The organism is Streptomyces sp. NPDC050439, assembly GCF_040655335.1.
Lineage (GTDB): Bacteria > Actinomycetota > Actinomycetes > Streptomycetales > Streptomycetaceae > Streptomyces.
Genome location: NZ_JBFAJT010000017.1, coordinates 31,746 through 49,968, shown reverse-complemented (window position 1 = coordinate 49,968; position 18,223 = coordinate 31,746). Strand labels below are relative to the sequence as shown.

The window sequence follows — 18,223 nt, the reverse complement described above, 5'->3', positions numbered from 1 at the left end:
CGTGTTCCCAGGATCGGGGTCATCCCCGCATGTGCGGGGAGCACGCGGGCGGCGCCGCGCTGCTCGTGTATGCCGGGGGACCATCCCCGCGGGCGCAAAGACCCCGGCCCGACCAGACAGGGAAGGGACATTGCTTGACTAACCCGTACCAAACATCCCCGCCACGAGCCTGGCCTCCAATCCCGTTGAACCCCTGCGCAACCAAGCACCGGCCGCCCTCACCCAGCACCGCATCGCCACCACTAGCCAGCCGCGCCGCCCATTTTTTGGCCCGAAGACCATCCCAGCATGCGCGGGGAGCAGTTCCGGGAAAAGAAGCCAACTCCCGGAACCCTGGGGCCACCCCCGCACGCGCGGGGAGCTACCGACGCGAACAAGGGCGGCGTCGCCGCCACTGGGGCCCCGTATGCGCGGGGAGCAGGAGGTGGTGCGTATGACGTGTTCCCAGGATCGGGGTCATCCCCGCATGTGCGGGGAGCACGCGGGCGGCGCCGCGCTGCTCGTGTATGCCGGGGGACCATCCCCGCGGGCGCGAGGAGCACGAGGACGGCTACGCGGCGCTGCGCTGGGACGAGGGACCATCCCCGCGGGTGCGGGGAGCACATGTCGGAGGCGTTGACGGCCAGGCGCAGGAGGGGACCATCCCCGCGGGTGCGGGGAGCACTTCTTCGCGAACCGCAGCGTGGCCGCGCTCAGGGGACCATCCCCGCGGGTGCGGGGAGCACGCCAGTTCGTCCTCGCCGTACGGGCCGAGCCCGGGACCATCCCCGCGGGTGCGGGGAGCACATCGTGCCGCAGCGCCTGGAGCTCGCGCGCCCGGGACCATCCCCGCGGGTGCGGGGAGCACTCGTCGAGGGTCCAGTGGGCTTTGCCCCCCCCTGCGGACCATCCCCGCGGGTGCGGGGAGCACCACTGCTCCGTCCCCTTAACGACGGACCGACGTCTGACGTCCAAGGCCTTCCCACGGGCAGCACGCCACAGCCCGAAATTGATCGACGGTATCCAGCCGTAGTTTCGAGGTCCGTTCCAGCCAGGACAAAGTGGGTGCCCCGGCCCGGCATCACACTCGTCATCCTGAACTGAATTGAGTGGGTGGAGGTGGGGCGCCATGGTGTCTTTGCCGGAGGAAATCGAGGTGCGGGAGGCCGCGGCTCGGTGCCGCGTCGAGGAACTGCAGGCCGAGGCAGCGGAGTTGAAGCTGAGGTTGCAGGCGGCCCAGGAGGATCTGTCGCGATGGGAGATCACGCGGGAGACCGTCACGAAGGTGCTGGCCGAGCTGTCGGCCGGTAAGGCCGGACAGCGATACGGAGGAGCCTGAGCAAGAGTCCCGTCCGCACGGAGCCGGCGTGGTGATGGTCCCGCCGTCGTCGCGGGATCCGTGCCGTCATTCCGCAGCCCGCCGACCAGGTCGGACACCGCATCCGGCGAGGCAGCCCGGGAGGGCGGCCGCCTGGTTACGATGCTGAGGCATACAAGCGGCGCAATGCTGTCGAGCGATGCATCAACCGGTTGAAACAGTGGCGTGGCCTGGCAATGCAAACGGACAAGCTCGCTATTGCCCATCAGGCCGCACTCCACTTTGCCGCCATCCTCATCTGGACCCGGCGATAGCTGGATTGATCAACGGTCTACCGCACCGCGAGCGGGTCGGCCGCTGGGACTTCGGCATCCTTGCGGGCGCTGGCGATATCGCCGGGCCGGTCACGACGGGTGCAGCGCGTCGGATCGTGTCACAGGTGTTGGGTTGGAGGAGCCTGCGTTGCCTGCGTTCGCTGTAGCAGCCATCACGAGTATGGGAAGCCCTGCAGCCAGCTGCCTGTAGGGCCATCCTGCTTGCTCAGTGCCTCTACGTCCGGCCAGCGGTTGCAAGCGGGCCTACTCCTCGCGTGCCCAGTATGTGGTGGGGTCAGCTGAAGGAATGGGTACGTTCGCTGCTCGGGCAGCTTCGCATTCGGCGATGCGTGTGCGTACATCAGGGTCGTTGGCGAGCTGTTCGGGGAGGCGGGTGCTCTCGTAGATGCCCGCCATGCAGATCTGGGGCAGCGTCAGGTTGAAAGTCTCGGCCATGATGGCGTGGGAAAGGTCTGCGCCCGTGAGGTCAGCCTCTGCCAAGTCGACTCTGTCCATTCGTGCACCGTGGAGTTGCGCCCCGTGCAGCACTGCCTTCTTGAGGGTTGAGCTCTGCAGCCGAATATCTCGTAGGTTTGCACCATCGAGTTTGGCGCCTGTGAGGTCGGCACCGATGAGATAGGTGTTGACGAGCGTAGCGTCGCGCAACTCAGCACCTCGCAGGTCGACTTTCAGCATCTCTGACCAGCTGAGATCCGCACCCGGTAGCTGGGCCTTGAACAGGCGTGCGTGATCTAGTCGCGCTCCCCCTAGTTGGGCTTCGACGGCCAGCCATCCAGCGAGTGTGATTCCGCGCAGATCAGCTTTGTGCCCCTTCTTCCAATTGCTCTGGAGGACTGCTAAGGCTGCACGGATGTCCTCGGCCAGGGGAACTTCCTTGACGCCGTGCTCGTCGTATTCATCACGTGTGAAGGCTGCAATCTCCTCTGCACTGCCGTTGAGACGTGCACGCACGTAGGCGGCGACAACGTCTGCGATGGTGGGGTGGTCCTTCTCCGAGTCCTTCATGATGCGGCCAAGTGCATAGATGCCGCCTAGGACTTCGTACCGCTCCTTGGATGCGACGAGCTTGATCGCTTCGACATACCGTCCGGTGACTTGGCCCTCTCGCGTTAGCTCAGCTTGTCGCTGGTCGCGTACCTGGGCTTCGCGGAGCGTGGTCTCGAACTGCGCCTGGCTGGCAGCGAACTGTTCTTGGGCGTGTTTGAACTGTTCGAGTTCGAGTGTGTGCTTCTTGCGGGTGTAGTGGAGTCCGACGAGTGTGAGGATGCCGGCGAGGAGAGCGATAACGGCAGTACGGAAGCCGGTGACGATGATGCCGGCGGCTTGGACAAGGACTTCGTCGCCGTTCTTGTCCTTAACGTAGATGCGATCGTGTTCGATGTCCCAGACCCCCCAGATGAGCAGCCAGGCGAGGAACCAGCCAGCAGCGAGGGCGACGACGGCACTGGCAACGATTCGCCCGAACCTCATCCAGTCGACCTGTCCCGAGCCGGCGCGCTTCTTCTCTGAGGGATCGTCGGTCATGACGGCATGATGTCCGTGCGCGGGATGCGGCACGCCGGATACGCCAAATTCAGAGGATCCCTTGAAGTTTCCGCACGCAGGATCACTATCGCGGGGTAGCTGAGAGGACAGTATCCGGCTGCAGTCCGGCCGGGGATACTCCTCCTTGGACCAGGCACCTACCTCGGCATCCCACGCCGGCCCGCACAAAGCCGCCCCTCCCGTACTGAGCAGTGCCGCCCCGCCGTCCCGGCCACCTGGCCACCTGGCCACCTGGCCACCACCGAAACCCTCGCCCTGCTGATCGCCATCGGCCGCGAACAGCTGACCCTGCCGCACAGATGGAAGTTTGCTGAGGTACTGGGCGAACTCCGCAGGCGTGACGCGGACTCAGCACGCGTACCTCTCGCGGACGACTGGCGGCGTGAACGTGTCAGCACCTACGAATCCACCCTCAAGCCCCGCAGGAGCGGGGAACACGCAAATACCAGAGATCCCCAGAGTTCCTCCCATGAGCCATAGAGTTTGAAGACAGATGCCCTAAATGTCGATTCACGCGCTAGTGAGCAAAATTGGCTCCCCCAACCCATGAACGTGCAGGTCGCTCCCTGTGATCCTCACGCATGCGGGGGTAGTCCCACTGCCAGCGCGTGCACCACACACCCCCACCCGTGGTCCCCGCGCATGCGGGGGTGGTCCCTACACGACGTCCCGCCTGTGCTCGGGCGCGCAGTGGTCCCCGCGTATGCGGGGGTGGTCCCCGTGCCAGCGCGACAACTCGGCCTGGCCTGGGCCGCATTGAACAAGGAGCACACCGAGCGTGAATCCCGCACCGGAGGCCGAGGACACCGCCGAGCCCCCGGGAGCGCCAAAGCCTCGCCGACCGGATCCTGCCCTTCATCGCGCAGCACCGGATGGCCACGACCGCGCAGCTCCAGCAGGTCCTGCTGCCCAGCAACCGCCCGCACGTGTCTCGCAACCTCAACCAACTCATGCGTCTTAAGCTCGTCGAGCACGTCGTGCTGCCCCGGTCCAACCGGACGCGTGCCTGGTATCTGACCAGCGAGGGAGCCCGCCTGACCCAAGGGCTGCCCGAACTGCAGGGCCGACCGACCTACCCCATCACCTCGGCCAGCGCCGCCTCGCTGCGCACCGCCCACACGCTCGCCGCCGTACGTGCCCACGCCGCTTTCGTCACCGACGCCCGCCGCCGCGGCGATGAGCACGGCCCCTTCGACTGGACCCACGAGGTCTCACACAATCTCGGTGAGGGCGAGCGCCTCATTGCCGACGCCCTCATGCACTACACCCTCACCCGCGCCGACGGCGGCCGGACCAAACTGCGGGCCTGCATCGAGATCGACCGCTCGACCATGAGCAGCGAACGGATGGCCAGCAAGCTGATCGAGTACGCCCGCTTCAGGCTGTACCAGCCCGCGCCCGTCGGCCGCCGCAAGGTGGCTGCAGGGATCGACGGGCCGGTGTGGCAGCGCTGGTACCCCCTTTTCCCCCGCGTCCTGTTCATCCTCACCAACGCCAGCCGCCGCACCCTGGCCAACCGCACTGCTGATCTACGGTCCATGGTCGAAGTGCACCCCGCCGTCGCCGAACTCGCCCGTCACGTCCCGCTCGGCGCCGCCGTCTTGGAAGACCTGGAACAGCACGGCGCCGCAGCCGCTGTGTGGACACCGCTGGCCGGTGAACCGGACCCGCGTGCCTGGATTGACCTATAGCTGTGGGGCGTTGGTGCACGCACGACTTGGTGGATCGTTCAAACAGCCACGGTCAGCTGAATCGCGTCGCAGCTGGGTTCGGCCCCAGACGCAACTCCGTGCTGCCCACGGCGCTGTACCTGAGAACAGGCCCGCCGCCACGCCAAGAGATCGCCGCCCGGTAATTGCGCGGCAGTGGGAGTGAGGCAGTCCGTAAGGTGACTCGTGTGTCTCCGTCCTTCGCCGTACGGCCGAAGTGGCTCGATCTGCCTGAGGCGGTGCGCGCCGCATTCGAGGACGCGGTAGGCGCACGTGTCCTGACTGCTGCCTCTTCTGCGGGCGGATTCACTCCCGCGATGGCAGGTGTGTTGCGGCTGTCGACGGGCGCGCGTGTGTTCGTCAAGGCGGTCGGCCCCGGCAGCCCTCGGATCGCGGCAATGATGGGCGCCGAGCAGCGCACCAATCGAATTGCCCGCACGTGTACCGGCTCCTGCGCTGCTGTGTTCGCTGCAGGTGGCGGGATGGTCAATGCTGGTCTTTGAGTCTGTGGTAGGCCGTCATCCAGATCTGTCGCTGCACTCCGCGGATATCTCCCGTGTTGTGGAAACCCTGGGCGTGCTGAACGGGACCGCAGCGCCTGCGGAAGTGCCGCGTGCGGCCGTGGAGTTCCGTGGCTGGCGGCGAAGCGGAGCGTGGCCTGAGCGGGCGGCTGAACTGGCCGCGTGGGAGGAGCGGTGCAGCATGGCGGGGCGCACCCTCGTGCATGCCGATTTGCGTGCCGACAACATGATCCTGTCCGGGGAGCGGGTGCTCGTCGTGGACTGGGCGTCTGCGGCGGCCGGTGCGTCCTGGGTTGATCCCGTTTTTGTTTGCGCACAGTTGATCGTGGCCGGGCATACACCGCAGGCAGCCGAACAGGTGGTGCGCATGCTGCCGGCGTGGGACTCGGCGGATCCCGCGGACATCACGGCGTTCGTGGTGGGGCTGTGTGGGATCTGGGAGGACACGGACGGCGCCCTGCCGCCCGAGCTGCGGGTGTACCGGAATCGGGCGGCGGCCGCGGGGCGGTCCTGGATCAGGCACCGGTTGGGTTGGGCATAGCCGTGTGACGCCATCGGCCCCGTGTGCAGGTCACCACCCTGGTGGCCGCAAGATCGGCGAATCCGCGGTTGAGCCCGCCCTGCAGGTGCGCCGCGTGCAGGTAGCCGAGGAAGTCTTCTGCCCTTCGCGCCGTCGGGTGAGCACCACAGCGACTTGCGGATGAGCGCCACGTTCACGACTTCAGCGAGCACGTCGGCGTTCGTCGTCAGGGGATCGATATCAGTGCCTGGCGGTGTGGACCAGGCGCGGCCATCGGCAGATCGGCCGCTCTCGATGGTCACGCGGAGGCTGGGCCAGCGCAGCATCGCGCGTGCGCACATCGCTGCAGGTAGGAGCAGGTCAGGTCGGCGCTGTACCGGGAGGCATCAGCAGTTTCACGCTGCGGCGTCGCCAGTTGACGGACCAGGACGGGTCCGCAGGGCACGTTCTGACTCCCGCAGACCCGTGAGCACTTCTGCACTGAACGTGCTGCTGATACGCAGCACATCGACGCTCAAGCGGACGGTACCGGCGCGTCCGGCACGCCAGCCAGAAGGAGGCGCGGGCGATCACCGGGCCACCACCCCTCCACCCGCGTCTGCACCGTACATCCCCGAGGTTCGCCCCGGCCCTGGTGCCAGGCCAACATCAAGATCGTTCCTGCCCAATTGGGCAAGAACGATCTTGTGAGGCTGTCGTCAGTACGTCAGCGTGATGCGGCTTTCCGGCTTGGCGATGACGTGCCCCGTCGTCTTTTCGGCCGCCCTTGACGGGGTGATGCGCATGGTGGGAACCGCGTCTCGCGCCTCGTCCCACGCGTCGATGTGCGCGATGAGGTCTCGGGCGAGGAGACCGCCGCGCGGCCCGTAGGCGGCCGCACCGAGCTGGAACGGGCGCTGCGAGTCGACGCCCTCACGGTGCACGATCAGGTAGGCGAGGGAATCACCTTCCACCAGGGCGGGGCTGCGGGAGGGCACTGCGGGCTTGCGCACCAGGTCCTTGTCCACGGCCTCCGGAGTCACCTCCAGGCGGCACACCCGGTCATCGCTGGCTGTAGCTCGCAGCCACACCCCGTCGAACGATTCCTCACCGCCGATGCGTTGGGCGGACCACTGCTCGAGGCAGGACGCATCGTCCAGGGTGTTGGTGAGTGCGTAGGGCTCGACTGCCTGGTCCTCGTCGTAGTGGATGCGCAGCGTGCCGTCGGCGTTGAGGGAGGCCATCTTCTCGCCGCCCTGGCCGATGATGGGGACGAAGCCGCACAGTTGCATGCCGTCGGAGACGAGCGAGTCGCCCCGGCGGGTCAGGGCGACGGAACGGGTCTGTCCACGCCAGCGAAGCGGGAGCACGAGGCGCCCTCCTTCCTCGAGCTGGCCCCACCACGCCCTGGGGATGTCCCAGACTCCGACGGTGGCAATGATCCGGTTGTACGGCGCGTTCCTGCGGTCGCCGAGCAGGCCATCCCGTTCGATGACGGTGACGTGCTCGTAGCCTGCCCGGTTGAGGGTGCCGCGGGCGTGCAGAGCTACATCGGAGTCGATGTCGATCGTCGTGACCGCCCCGTCCCCGACGAGTTCGGCAAGGAGAGCCGCGTTGTAGCCGGTGCCAGCGCCGATCTCGAGGATGTTGTCGCCGCGCTGAGCGTTGAGCTGGGCGAGCATCATGGCAACGACGGAGGGGACAGACGCGCAGGACAGGGGCTGCGGGCCGTCAGGGTTGTCCTTGATGGCGACGGCCTGGTCCGTGTATGCGTTCTTGAGCTCAATGCCCGGGAGGAAAGCCTCGCGGGGCACGGTGCGCATGGCCCCCTCTACGTCGGCAGGCACTTGGCCCGTGCTGAGGATCTCGTCGACGAGTCCGTTTCGCAGTTCGTCGGACGTGGGGGTCTGGCTCACAGTCACATCGCTCGCTTTCAGTTGAGGAGGAGACACGTCTCCCACCCCGGTTGAACGGGGCGGGAGGGGTTGAGGGTGTGCAGCGCGAGGAGAACGCCGGCGGGGCCCGTGAGCAGACCGGCGTTCTCCGGTATCTCGTGCTGCTCTAGGCGGGCGCTCAGGTGGGATTGCAGCACTGGCAGTCCGCTTCTGATAGCTGGAGTCGAAGCGTCGCATGCGATCCAGTGGGCGGTGAGCAGCAGTCCGGCCCAGCCGTGACAGAGCGAGGTGTCCGTGAGGTGAGCGAGTTGACGAGGGTCGGTGATGGCCTGAAGGACCGTGTCCTCGGCCAGGCGACGGGCTGCCTCGTCGTGCAGGGCGAGCGCCGCGAGTTGCAGGGCGCGTCCGATGCCGGGCGTGCCGTAGCACCAGGAAGGTCGCCCAGGTGCAGCGCCGGGGACCGGTCCGCCCTCGTACGCTTCCAGGGACAGGTGCTCGGGCCAGCCGTTGCCGCGGGTTTTGAGGGGGTGCGCCCAGGTGGTGAGGTGCTCGATGACCTCGGCCATCGCCTGGTGCTGTCCGTCGACGGTGCATCCGGCGCGGTGGGCCAGGGCGAGCAGCGCGAGCGGGCCACTGACTCCATGCGCGATACCGAAGTTGACGTGCCCTCTCGCCATCGCTCCGCTTTCCGGCTGGTCGCGCTGTCCGGCGGCCGCCCACCAGCCGGGAACCTGATATCCGTCCACGGTGAGTGTCTGGGTGAGCAGCCGCACCAGGTAGCCCAGGACGCGCTCAAGGGCGTGAGCACGGCCGCGGTGCAGGAGATAGGCACCCAGACCGGTGAGGCCACTGATCAGGTCGTATTCGCGCATGAGCGGGGGCTGTTTGCGGTCCATGCGGCGCTCAGCGGCCGTCAGTCGGTACGCGACGATCGCGATCACTTCCGCGTCGAGTTCGGCGAGGGCTCGTGCGTAGGCGCGGTGTCCTGCGATGTGCAGGACGTAGGCCACGGCGGGCGCGCCGCGGTAGAGACTCGCCGTGGCCGGATGCGCGGTGATGGGGTGCGCGTTAAGGGTTCTCGCCGCGTCGTGAGCCGTTGCCCAATTCCCGTTGTCACGCGCCATGACCATCTCGTACAGGGCGCTTCCGGCGAAGCCTGCACTCAAGTCGTCGTGGTTCATGCGCGTTCCCTCAGCAGAAGCGACCGGCAGGCCTGGCGTGCCGTATGCCGGGCGGCGGCTTCGCTGTCCCGGTCGGGTCCCGCGAGCCGGTTGTGGTGCATGTGCAGCAGAGATTCGAGGGTCTGGTCCAGGCGGCGCTCGTCGTTGATCGCAGACCGGTAGGCGGCGAGAGCGGACCTGCGTTGGTCCATGGCCTGGGCGAGGCGGGGCGAGGCATCTCGCATCGGCGAAGGACTCGCCGGGCCGGCACCCTGCTGGGGGCAATCGACGGGTGCGGGTGTCTCCGCCATCCAGGCCCGCCCCTCACCGATGCCCAGTAGCCCCTCGGCCACGTCGATCATGCTGAGGGCGCACACCATCTCTGACTCAAGGTGGGGCAGATCAGTGAGGGCGTAGCGGGCGACGAGGCTGTCTGCGACGAATACGTCCTCGGCCGCTGTCATGGCGGCCCCGGTGCCGTAGCGGCCGACCTCGGGCCGGTAGCCGTCGATGGTCAGGTGGGAGGCGAGCCGGTCCGCGGTGAGCTGCTCCATCCACGCGGTCAAGATGCGCAGGGTGGCCGCCTGGCCGCCTGGATCGGTGGCCGGAACGCGGATCCGCAGATGATCGCTCTCCTCCAGTGACCGGTAGCGCACGAACCACACGCCGCAGGTGCCGAGTCCTTCGCACAGGCGGGGAATGCGCTCGCTGATGACCTGATCCATGACGGTGGGGTGAGTGAAGACCTTCGCCTGAGTCCACCGCTGCCCCACGGCTCCAGCCTCGTGATTGCGGACCACGGGGACGGTGGAAAGGTCCGGGTGCGGCATCTGTGGGCGGGTCGAGGCGAGGGCAACGGTGATCTCGTGTGCGTGCCCAATCCAGCCCAGTTCTTCATCGCTGACGGTCTCGGTGAACACCACGAACCCGCGACGGCGCACCTGGTCGTGAATGAGGCGTGCGTGCAACGGCTCAGCCAAGACCACACTGATGGTGCGGTCGTCGTCCCTCAGCTCGAGCCGGGGAGGGCAGCGCCACGCGAGCGCCCAATCACTGAGGGCCTTGTGCCAGGCCGACCCAAAGGCACCAGACGGCAGTGTCGCGGCGGACAGCTTCCACCGGGCGGGAGCCAAGATGGCACGGCCGTAGCGGACTCGCGGCAGCCAGGGCAGGCCAGCCGCGGCAGGCCCCCAGTCGAAGGCGGTCCAGGCCGTGGCGAAGCCCCGCCCGACCATGGCCAGGAACCTTGCCAAGGGCGGGGCTTGCTTCTCCAAGGCGAGAGGGTGGAACACAAGAGGTTCCACGATGCGCCGCCGGGACATGCTGACGAGATGCAGCTGCCTGCCCGTGGAGTAGACGGCGAGGTCATCAACGCCGATCACATCGCCTGTCGGCTCGCGGATCTCGCCGACAGAGATGACGTGGGGCAGCACGGCAGGAATGCGCGCAATGTTCTGGGCGTGCGGGAAGCTGGGCACGAAGGAGAGCTGCGCCGAGAGTGCGCCCTGGGTCATGGTGGGCAGTGTCCGGTACGGGTCTGACAGTCGGCTCCCGAGTACTTCGGTAAACCGGCCGGACAGAACCCCAGTCGTCCATGACGGCCGCACATCGATCCTGAAGTCCCCGTGCGCGACATCTTCCTGGCTGAGTGCTCGGATCCTGAACGCCATCTCCACGTGCGGGGCGACAGGCACTTCCGGCTCGGGGGTGGCGAAGCCGTCAATGTCCTCGTCGGTGAGGAACACTTCGCGGGCGCCGGTCACAGCCGCTTGCATGGCCATGGCTGCCAGTTGCTCGTCCCGCGGCAGAACCCTGAGCGGCTTCTCGCTCCACACTGACATCGGGTAGTCGGCAGGCAAGCCGATGCCCGCGGCGAGATCGGCCGCATCGCGGACCGGCACCAGGACGCCGGCACCGTAGCGCTCCCAAAAATGCGTCTGGTAGGCGGCCCACTGCGGCGATTCCCCATGTGTGCGCGTCAGCCGTACCAAGGCGTGCGCGGCGCGCTCTGCCTCGCGCAGGACCTGATGGGGCACTCGCACCTCGGCGTCGAGGTGCAGATCAAGGCTGATCCGGCTCCGGCACTCGGCCGGGACGTCACGCATCCGTTCCTCGGCCGCAGCCCGTAGCCGGTGGGTCTGTTCGGGAGCAGCCTGATTGTGGATGGCAAGCGCCATCTGCGCCTTGCTGAGGCAGTCGAGTAAGGCGAGGGTGCCCGATTCGAGGACGCCCTCGTGTGGGAGCAGAGTGCGCACGATGTGGGCGGCTGGATCGGTCACCGTCATGGGTGCCGTGAGGTTGCTGATCAGGTACTCGTCCTCGAGGGCTTTCCCGATCAGGCGCACGATCTGCTCGGGTGTGCCTCCTGCCTCTGCGAGGAGGTGCATAAGGTGGCGACCCGGGGCCGGGTCAGTCGCCGCGTCCAAGAGGACGGTCAAGGGGCGGGCGAGGGGCGTACTCGCCAGGCGTCCGCCCGACCGGGGAGTGATGAGCACGTCGCCTCGCCGACAGGACAGGTTGTTGACCTGTAAGGCCAGGTGAGGCAGCACGTCCGCGCGGCCCTGCAAGGCGCGTCGCACATGGTCCACCCACAGGGTGTCGGGGCGCGCGAGGGGCTGATGGCCTGTGCTGATCTCTGCGGAGATGGGCCCGGCCTCGGCGAGCGCGACACCGGCGAACAGGCCGAAGGGCGTCGCCCTGGCCGATGCGCGCAGGAGGTATCGGGCCACGGAGCAGGTCGCTTTCCGCACGCGCTTCGGCGTGACGTCACCGACGTCGACGATGCGCTCTACGAAGTCGGCCAGGCCTGGAGCTGCTGCTCTCAGTGGCACGACAAACGCGGTATCGCCCCAGATGCGGGCGAGCCACTGGCGGCACTCACGCGGCGAATCGACGTCAGGCCAGTCAACAGGGCGGGCTTTCACAGGCAGCGCCGCGGCCCGCAGGACCAGTACGTCATCACGCCTACGGAAGATGAGTCGAGTCATGATCAGCGGTTCCTCGTCCTCTGCAAAGAGCGCTGGGGCGGCCGGGAAAGGCGCCGCCCCAGCGCAAGGGGTCAGCTAGATGTGCAGGACGAGGCGCAGGATGTGGCGCATCCGTCGTCGGTGCCGCAGGCCTCAACGATCGGGACAGGTGACCGGGTGATGGTGGTCGTCAGCTCCCACTCGTCGACCGGTGCCGCAGTGGAGGCGATCGGCTGTTGCTGATCTGTCGCGTTCGACACTGGTGCTCCTTGTTTGTCGGGCCGCCCAGGAGCGGGCGGGGAGTGCCCGCAGGACCTCCGTTCTGGGCTGCTGCACGGGCCGTGCAGCCCACAACGCGGGCACCGCGTCGACGTAGGGGTTGCGCCCGCCCGGTGGTCTGACGCCTCGCCACCGGGCGTATGCGTGTGTGGCAAGCCCTTGCCACCGACCGCCGACGGCCGGTGGCAAGGGCTACCCGGCCCTCGGATCCGTGGACCGCCGGTCGCGGGCCAAGAACCGGGTCCCGCCGCCCAGCCCGCGCCCGCTCGGGCGGCCAGGACGGCGGGAGCTCATGTCATCTGCGAAGCCCCTGCGGCCGGGACCGGGTCCGCCCCGGCCGCAGGGAGTTGTGCCGTGCCCGACAGCGTTCGAGGAGGCGAGGAGGCCAAGCACGCTGTCGGGCACGGCGGATCAGAGGGTTTCGGAGGGGTAGGGCTCGCGCAGGACGAGGCACGTCAGGCTGCCGTCACCCACCAGGTGGTAACCGGTGCTTCTGCCCCAACCCGCCTCAAGGTCGTGGAGCTCCTCCGCGGTCAGGCCGCGGTGCCGCAGCGCGGGCGGGGAGCGGTCGATGATGTGCGTGGTGATGTGCAGGAGGCCGGAGGGCTTCAGCCATCGGCGCGCGTCGACCAGGAAACGATGACGATCCAGGTACGCGATCGACAGCCGGCACACGATGACATCGAGCGATTCCGGCTGGAGCCCGCGGTGAATCGAGTCAGCGCTGAAATCGTGTAGATCGAAAGTGACGTTGTCCTGCCTCTTGGTGTTGCGCTGCGCTTCAACCAACGCCGACGCCGCGAAATCAAGGCCGAGCACCTCAAGACCCAAGGCTCCCAGGTAGGCGGTGAACTCGCCCCGGCCGCAACCGGCGTCGAGCGCCGTCATGCCGGGTTTCGTCTTGACGTACGCCTGGAACATGCGCCGCTCGAAATCGGTGATGTAGGGCTCATCGGGCTTGCTCGCCTCGTAGATGCTGTTCCAGTACTCGGGGGTGCTGGTCTCACGCAGGATGTTCATGCCGCGGGCTCCGGGTGCTCCTCGACAACGCGCACCCGATGTAAGCGGGCCACCTGGAACGATGAGACCACCACCTCGCCGGTGCCGACGTTGAACAGACTCAACTCAGTCGGGGCCGCTTCTTTGGGGGTTATCGCGTCCAGAGCCTGGCCGGGCTTTCGCTTCGGCAGGGGGCACGTCATCGCAGATGTTCCTTTCAGGGTTGCCGACCGGCTGCGGTCAGCACGAGAGGGACGGCGGTTCCGGCGGCGAGGAGCACGATCAAGAGCTGTAGGCACCACTGCCGCCAGCCCAGGGAGCGCTCGTCGAGCCACCGGAGTGGTGCTCTTCAAGTGGCGGCTTCGGGTCCGGCGATCAGCAGCAGTCCGGGGCGTTGCCCGATCCAGTGGATCTCTTCCTCGTACTCGTCATCGTTCTGGCTGACGGCAAAGCGGTCGACGACTGCGATGCCGTCAGCGAACCCGCAGTAGACGAGGCGCCGCGCGTCGACCCAGTTGGGCCGAAGCTGAGGCGCTTGCGACCGCCGGCCATTGACCCAGATGGGTTGCTGAGCGCTGTCCGTCAGCTCGTAGGCGACCGCATGGCCTTCGCGTTCAATGAGCGCGCGGACGAGAGCGAGGCCCTGATCGGCGGTGCCGGTCGGCCCAGTGAGGGCGTAGGCGATGATCCGCCGCTGCCTCGGCGGCTGCGGTAAGTGCTCAAGGGCCGCAGCGTTGTAGTCCTCGCGCAACCGCTGCAGGAACAGGCCGCGGCGTGCTGGGGGCTGGGCCGGGCGACTGCCCGGCACCCACGGCCTGACTTCGTTGTCACGGTCCATCCAACTGGTGTTGTGTCTGCGTGCCGTGCTGGGTGACATGGGGGTGTCTCCGTAGGTCCGGGCAGATGCCGTCGTCACGCCTTCTGGGACAGCCCATCGACATGTCAGTGGCCACGGCGCTGTGTGCGTTTGGACACTCTCCGCGAGGGCTGACAAGAGCGTTGCAACACCGGGTAGACGGATCTACCCCCCTACCGACCTCGGTTCTGGGGAAGAAGTTGACGCATTTCCTCGGACCTTCCTCGGATTTCCCTCGGAATCTCTAAGTACCGTCTTTGGAGGGAAAGCTGGAGGGGTCAGCGTTCTACCGTCGGATCAGTGACGTGCTAGTCGGACGGCCGGGGAGGTGCCGTGTTGTTCTTCCGAACCGCTCTTGAAGCGCGCGGTCTGCAGACTCCTGACGACTTCCTCGCTCAGTACCAGAAGGCAGCATCGCGGCTTGGACTGAAGGATGTGGACCCCGCCCCGAAGACCATCGAGGGATGGATCTACGAAGGGCGAAAACCTCAGCGAGCGTTCCGCCCTGCCATCGTGGAGATGCTGGGGTACAGCATCGAACGGCTTTGGACTGAAGTCCCCGAAGACGGTGTCATGCCATCCTCCGTTCCGATAGCAGGTGCGTCACCGACTGCACTCCACGCCGATGCCGACGTGGACCTGGACGAGATGAAAAGGACGGGCGCTGTGGCAGTACGACGTGCGAAAGACTTCCTTCTGGGCGCAGACCGCGAGCGGGTGGGCGATGACACGCTTGGCCTGCTTGACGACGAGGTGCGGCGCCTGGTCGCTGAGTACCCCCGCGAACCTCTATCGACGCTATGGCCCGACCTTCTGGAGACGCAGGATCAGGTATTCCGCCTCCTGGAGGGTGGCCGGGTCCGGCCGTCGCAACTGCGCGACCTGAACGTCGCGGGAGCCGTCCTGAGCTTTCTCGTTGCCAAGGGCTTCCACGACATGCAAGACCCCCACGAAGCCCTGACGATGACCCGAGTCGCAGCGGCCTGTGCCAGAGACGCCGAACATCCCGGCCTCATCGCTCTCACCGACGGTCTCAAGTCGCTGATCGCATATTGGTCAGGGAAGCCCGCGGACGCCTCTCACTACGCCAGCAAGGGCGCCGAGCTCGCGGACGCCAACCACGGGACGGCAGGGCTGTGGCTGCTCGGCCTCCAGGGGCGTGCCGCTGGTGTACTCGGCGACGTGGAAACGGTGCGTGCCGTGAGCCAGCGAGCCGCGGATCGTCGAGAGCACGTGGTCCCGGATGACCTGGATGAGCTCGGTGGGCTCTTCACCTACGCCCGCGAGAAGCAGCTCTACTACACGGTGGAAGCCTCAACACTCCTTGGCCAAGGCGGAGAGCAACTCTTGGCACAGGCGGAGGAGGCCGTTCGCGGCTTCAGTGACCCGAACGCCCCAAACTGGGCGTTCGGTGACCTTGCAGGGGCCCAATGCGACCTCGCGCTCGTACGGCTCTTCGGCGGTGACGTAGAAGGCGCTGCCGAGGCTATGCGGCCGGTACTAGACCTGTCTGCCTCCTACCGCAACAACGGGATCATCGTCTCCGCCATACGCGTCAGGGACTCCCTGGCCACTGGCCCCGCTCGCACGGCCGCCGCTGCGCGAGACCTGTGCGCCGAGATCGAAGCCTTCCCAACCAGTCGGCCAGCGCTGCCCCGCAGGTAAGGTCCGGGGCATGCACCCCGTCACTAGATTCAGCGCACGTCTTGGCCTGCGTGAATTTGTCAGCGCCGACGTGGAGGCGGTGCTCGCCATCTACGGCAGTTCCGTAGCCACGGAACATTTGTCCTTCGAGCCGCGTAATCACGCCCAGGTCGAGCAGATCGTAGCTCGGTCCATCACAGCTGCCACGGTGACGCCTCGCACTGAGTACGCGCTCGCCGTCATGGAGCACAACGCGGCCGAGCTCGTTGGGTTCGGCCGCCTCGCCCTTGACCCCCACCAACAGCGCGGAGCCACCATGGGCTTTGCGCTGCGACCAGACGTGTGGGGGCGGGGGTACGGCGTGGAACTAGTGCGGCTGCTGCTCAGTCTCGGATTTCACGACCTTGGCCTCCACCGCATATGGGGCGCGCGATCCCCGCTCAACGAGGCTTCTGCGAAGGTCATGACGGCTGTCGGCATGGTGGAAGAGGGCACCATCCGTGAGCACGTTCTGAAGGCGGGGAAATGGCGGGATTCCGTCGTACACGCGATCGTAGACCGCGAGTTTCCGCCCGAGGACTGAACGATGGGCACGAGAGTCACTACCTGGCCCTATGTACGGGAATCTTGGCGACCGGATCGTTTCTCTCGGTCTGGGCGGGGCGCAGGTACCGCTCCAGCGGAATGCGTGACCCCTTCTTCCAGCGTCCCGCTTCTTCAAGTTCCTTGTCCGTCGCGCCGTTCAAACCGAGGACGGTGGCGCCGCCAGCCCGGAAGCCTTGAGACGTCACGGGACGGCCGTCGCTCTGGAGTCCAGGCTTGTTGAACCAGAGGTGCACGCGGGCGTTGACGGTGTGCGGACGCAGGTAGGGGCCGCGCTTGGTGGCCGCGGTCTTTCCTTTCATGCGAGTCTCCAGCGATGCGACCTTGCCGCTGCGCAGGACCTCGCGGAATACGGGCGCCGGCAGCAGGGAGACGACAGCGGTGCGGCGCCGGCTGTGGCGGCGCGTCGAGGGCGCGCTGGTGTTGGATGTCGTCGGCCTAGCGGGCGGTCCAGCAGGCTCCCCCAAGCCAGCCACCGGAAGGTGATCTCGGGGCTCATCCACAGCGCCACCGTGACCATCACCCCATCGGCACCACCACATTCTCCCGCAAGGGCTGGTCAGCCACCCTCACCGCAAAACCCGTCCAATGATCAAGGCCCGGGCGGCTGAAGGGAGTACACCGACCAAGCCCTCACCCGCACCATCGCCGCGCGGACCTCCTCCCAACGCATCTGCGAAACCTACGACCGCGTTCACCATCACGGGCGCAACCCGCGCGGCGCCTCGGACGCGTGCGCCGAACAATGAGCGCGCACGACCGCCAGCCCCCCCACCCGAAGCTCTGCCCACGTTCAACCGCGTGGCGGTGGTCGGGTTCTACCACCGCGGAAACGCACTGCTGTATCGCTTCCGTGACCGTGGCCGGGGCGCCGTGGTCGGGAGTCTGGTCAGGGCCCACTGCTCCCCTCACCGAGCAACCGCAGGTTCAGACGAAAACCATCCCGAACCTCGAAAGAAGGGGCGTCTGTTCGTCGGCGACCATGACGGGCATGCCCTGGAGACCACCCCCGCGGGTGCGGGGAGCACGGCAGGGGGGTCACGTCTTTGAGGACGTAGTGGGGACCATCCCCGCGGGTGCGGGGAGCACTTCCAACGGGCGCGGCGCTCGGCCTTGTTCTGGGGACCAACCCCGCGGGTGCGGGGAGCACGTGTACCCACCGAAAGCCTGGCCAGCGTCGCCGGGACCATCCCCGCGTGTGCGGGGAGCACTCGGCCGTGGCCGTCCTCGTCACGACCGTCACGGGACCATCCCCGCGGGTGCGGGGAGCACGCGTCGTGGAGGTTGTGCGAGCCCCGCAGGAAAGGACCATCCCCGCTGGCGCGGGGAGCGGTCGACGTCAAGGGCGGCGTCGAGGGCATCGAGGGGTCCATCCCCGCGGGCACAGGGAGTAGATACCGCGAACCTTCGGCTCGGCCTTGGCGCCGGGACCACCCCTGCGGGCGCGGGCAGCAGGCGGTCCCCCACTGATGACCATCGCGGGGCCATCCCCGCGAGCGCGGAGAGCAGTTGATCTGGAGCAGCCCGACATAGCCGATCGAGGGTCCGTCCCCACGAACGGGGAGCAACTGGCGGACGCGCTGGCCGTGGTCGGGGTGAGAGGGCCATCCCGCAAGCACAGGGAGCAACGATCACCGTCCGGTCGAGCTCGAAGTCTCCGGGTCCATCCCCGCACGCGCGGGGAACAGTCTCCGTGCTGCCGCACCGCGTACCCGGTGTCGGGTCCATCCTCGCGGGCGCGGGGAGCATGTTCCGGCGGCGTCCTCCCACTGCGCGTGAATGGGGCTATCCCCGCTGGCGCGGGGAGCAGGTGGAGCCCACCTTGCCGATCGGTTTTCCGCGGGGACCATCCTCGCACGCGCGGAGAGCAGTCCCACCGGTACATGTCCCGATAGTCCATCGGGGGTCCATCCCC

Annotated in this window: 13 protein-coding genes, 1 pseudogene and 1 CRISPR repeat array; of the genes and pseudogenes, 7 read left to right on the top strand and 7 right to left on the bottom strand. The window is 67.3% G+C overall.

Annotation, left to right across the window (positions count from 1 at the left end; translation table 11 throughout):
- Positions 1 to 452 precede the first annotated feature (452 nt).
- Positions 453 to 910: a CRISPR direct-repeat array (repeat unit 29 nt; unit sequence GGGACCATCCCCGCGGGTGCGGGGAGCAC).
- 198 nt (positions 911 to 1,108) lie between these two features.
- Positions 1,109 to 1,318: a hypothetical protein gene (locus AB0I66_RS42430; RefSeq protein ID WP_363213456.1), complete on the top strand. Its 210-nt coding sequence runs from the start codon at positions 1,109 to 1,111 to the stop codon at positions 1,316 to 1,318.
- Positions 1,319 to 1,362: 44 nt separating this feature from the next.
- Positions 1,363 to 1,611 (top strand): annotated as a pseudogene (locus tag AB0I66_RS42425) (transposase); the annotation flags it as partial.
- 264 nt (positions 1,612 to 1,875) lie between these two features.
- On the opposite strand, the gene AB0I66_RS42420 reads toward AB0I66_RS42425, so the two are convergent.
- The gene (locus tag AB0I66_RS42420) at positions 1,876 to 3,156 is read right to left on the bottom strand and encodes a pentapeptide repeat-containing protein (protein ID WP_363213455.1); all 1,281 of its coding nucleotides are present in this window, start codon (positions 3,154 to 3,156) and stop codon (positions 1,876 to 1,878) included.
- 803 nt (positions 3,157 to 3,959) lie between these two features.
- Between AB0I66_RS42420 and AB0I66_RS42415 the strand changes: the two genes are divergently transcribed.
- The 3 genes from AB0I66_RS42415 (at position 3,960) to AB0I66_RS42405 (ending at position 5,948) form a co-directional block, all read left to right on the top strand.
- On the top strand, positions 3,960 to 4,868 hold the full coding sequence (locus AB0I66_RS42415; RefSeq protein WP_363213458.1) for a replication-relaxation family protein: 909 nt from the start codon (positions 3,960 to 3,962) through the stop codon (positions 4,866 to 4,868).
- Positions 4,869 to 5,074: 206 nt separating this feature from the next.
- Positions 5,075 to 5,389 carry a hypothetical protein gene (locus AB0I66_RS42410; RefSeq protein WP_363213454.1) on the top strand — a complete coding sequence of 105 codons (315 nt, stop codon included), beginning with the start codon at positions 5,075 to 5,077 and terminating at the stop codon, positions 5,387 to 5,389.
- The gene (locus AB0I66_RS42405; protein WP_363213453.1) at positions 5,376 to 5,948 is read left to right on the top strand and encodes a phosphotransferase; all 573 of its coding nucleotides are present in this window, start codon (positions 5,376 to 5,378) and stop codon (positions 5,946 to 5,948) included. The genes AB0I66_RS42410 and AB0I66_RS42405 overlap by 14 nt, the downstream gene beginning before the upstream one ends.
- Before the next feature lie 677 nt (positions 5,949 to 6,625).
- Here the strand turns inward: AB0I66_RS42405 and fxlM are convergent.
- The 5 genes from fxlM to AB0I66_RS42380 form a co-directional block, all read right to left on the bottom strand.
- Positions 6,626 to 7,822 carry a methyltransferase, FxLD system gene (gene fxlM, locus AB0I66_RS42400; protein ID WP_363213452.1) on the bottom strand — a complete coding sequence of 399 codons (1,197 nt, stop codon included), beginning with the start codon at positions 7,820 to 7,822 and terminating at the stop codon, positions 6,626 to 6,628.
- A 17-nt stretch (positions 7,823 to 7,839) separates the two neighbouring features.
- Positions 7,840 to 8,982, bottom strand: a complete 1,143-nt coding sequence (locus tag AB0I66_RS42395; RefSeq protein ID WP_363213451.1) for a lanthionine synthetase C family protein — start codon at positions 8,980 to 8,982, stop codon at positions 7,840 to 7,842.
- Positions 8,979 to 11,885: a lantibiotic dehydratase gene (locus tag AB0I66_RS42390; RefSeq protein ID WP_363213450.1), complete on the bottom strand. Its 2,907-nt coding sequence runs from the start codon at positions 11,883 to 11,885 to the stop codon at positions 8,979 to 8,981. The genes AB0I66_RS42395 and AB0I66_RS42390 overlap by 4 nt, the downstream gene beginning before the upstream one ends.
- Positions 11,886 to 12,617: 732 nt before the next feature.
- Positions 12,618 to 13,226 (bottom strand): class I SAM-dependent methyltransferase, encoded by a 609-nt coding sequence (locus AB0I66_RS42385; protein WP_363213449.1) that lies wholly within the window; start codon positions 13,224 to 13,226, stop codon positions 12,618 to 12,620.
- A 328-nt stretch (positions 13,227 to 13,554) separates the two neighbouring features.
- On the bottom strand, positions 13,555 to 14,043 hold the full coding sequence (locus AB0I66_RS42380) for a hypothetical protein (RefSeq protein WP_363213448.1): 489 nt from the start codon (positions 14,041 to 14,043) through the stop codon (positions 13,555 to 13,557).
- A gap of 351 nt (positions 14,044 to 14,394) precedes the next feature.
- On the opposite strand from AB0I66_RS42380, the gene AB0I66_RS42375 reads away from it, so the two are divergent.
- Positions 14,395 to 15,726, top strand: coding sequence for a hypothetical protein (locus AB0I66_RS42375; RefSeq protein ID WP_363213447.1), 1,332 nt, complete (start codon positions 14,395 to 14,397; stop codon positions 15,724 to 15,726).
- Between the two features lie 10 nt (positions 15,727 to 15,736).
- Positions 15,737 to 16,288 (top strand): GNAT family protein, encoded by a 552-nt coding sequence (locus AB0I66_RS42370; RefSeq protein WP_363213446.1) that lies wholly within the window; start codon positions 15,737 to 15,739, stop codon positions 16,286 to 16,288.
- Between the two features lie 19 nt (positions 16,289 to 16,307).
- On the opposite strand, the gene AB0I66_RS42365 is transcribed toward AB0I66_RS42370, so the two are convergent.
- Positions 16,308 to 16,610 carry a hypothetical protein gene (locus AB0I66_RS42365; RefSeq protein ID WP_363213445.1) on the bottom strand — a complete coding sequence of 101 codons (303 nt, stop codon included), beginning with the start codon at positions 16,608 to 16,610 and terminating at the stop codon, positions 16,308 to 16,310.
- Positions 16,611 to 18,223: the final 1,613 nt, after the last annotated feature.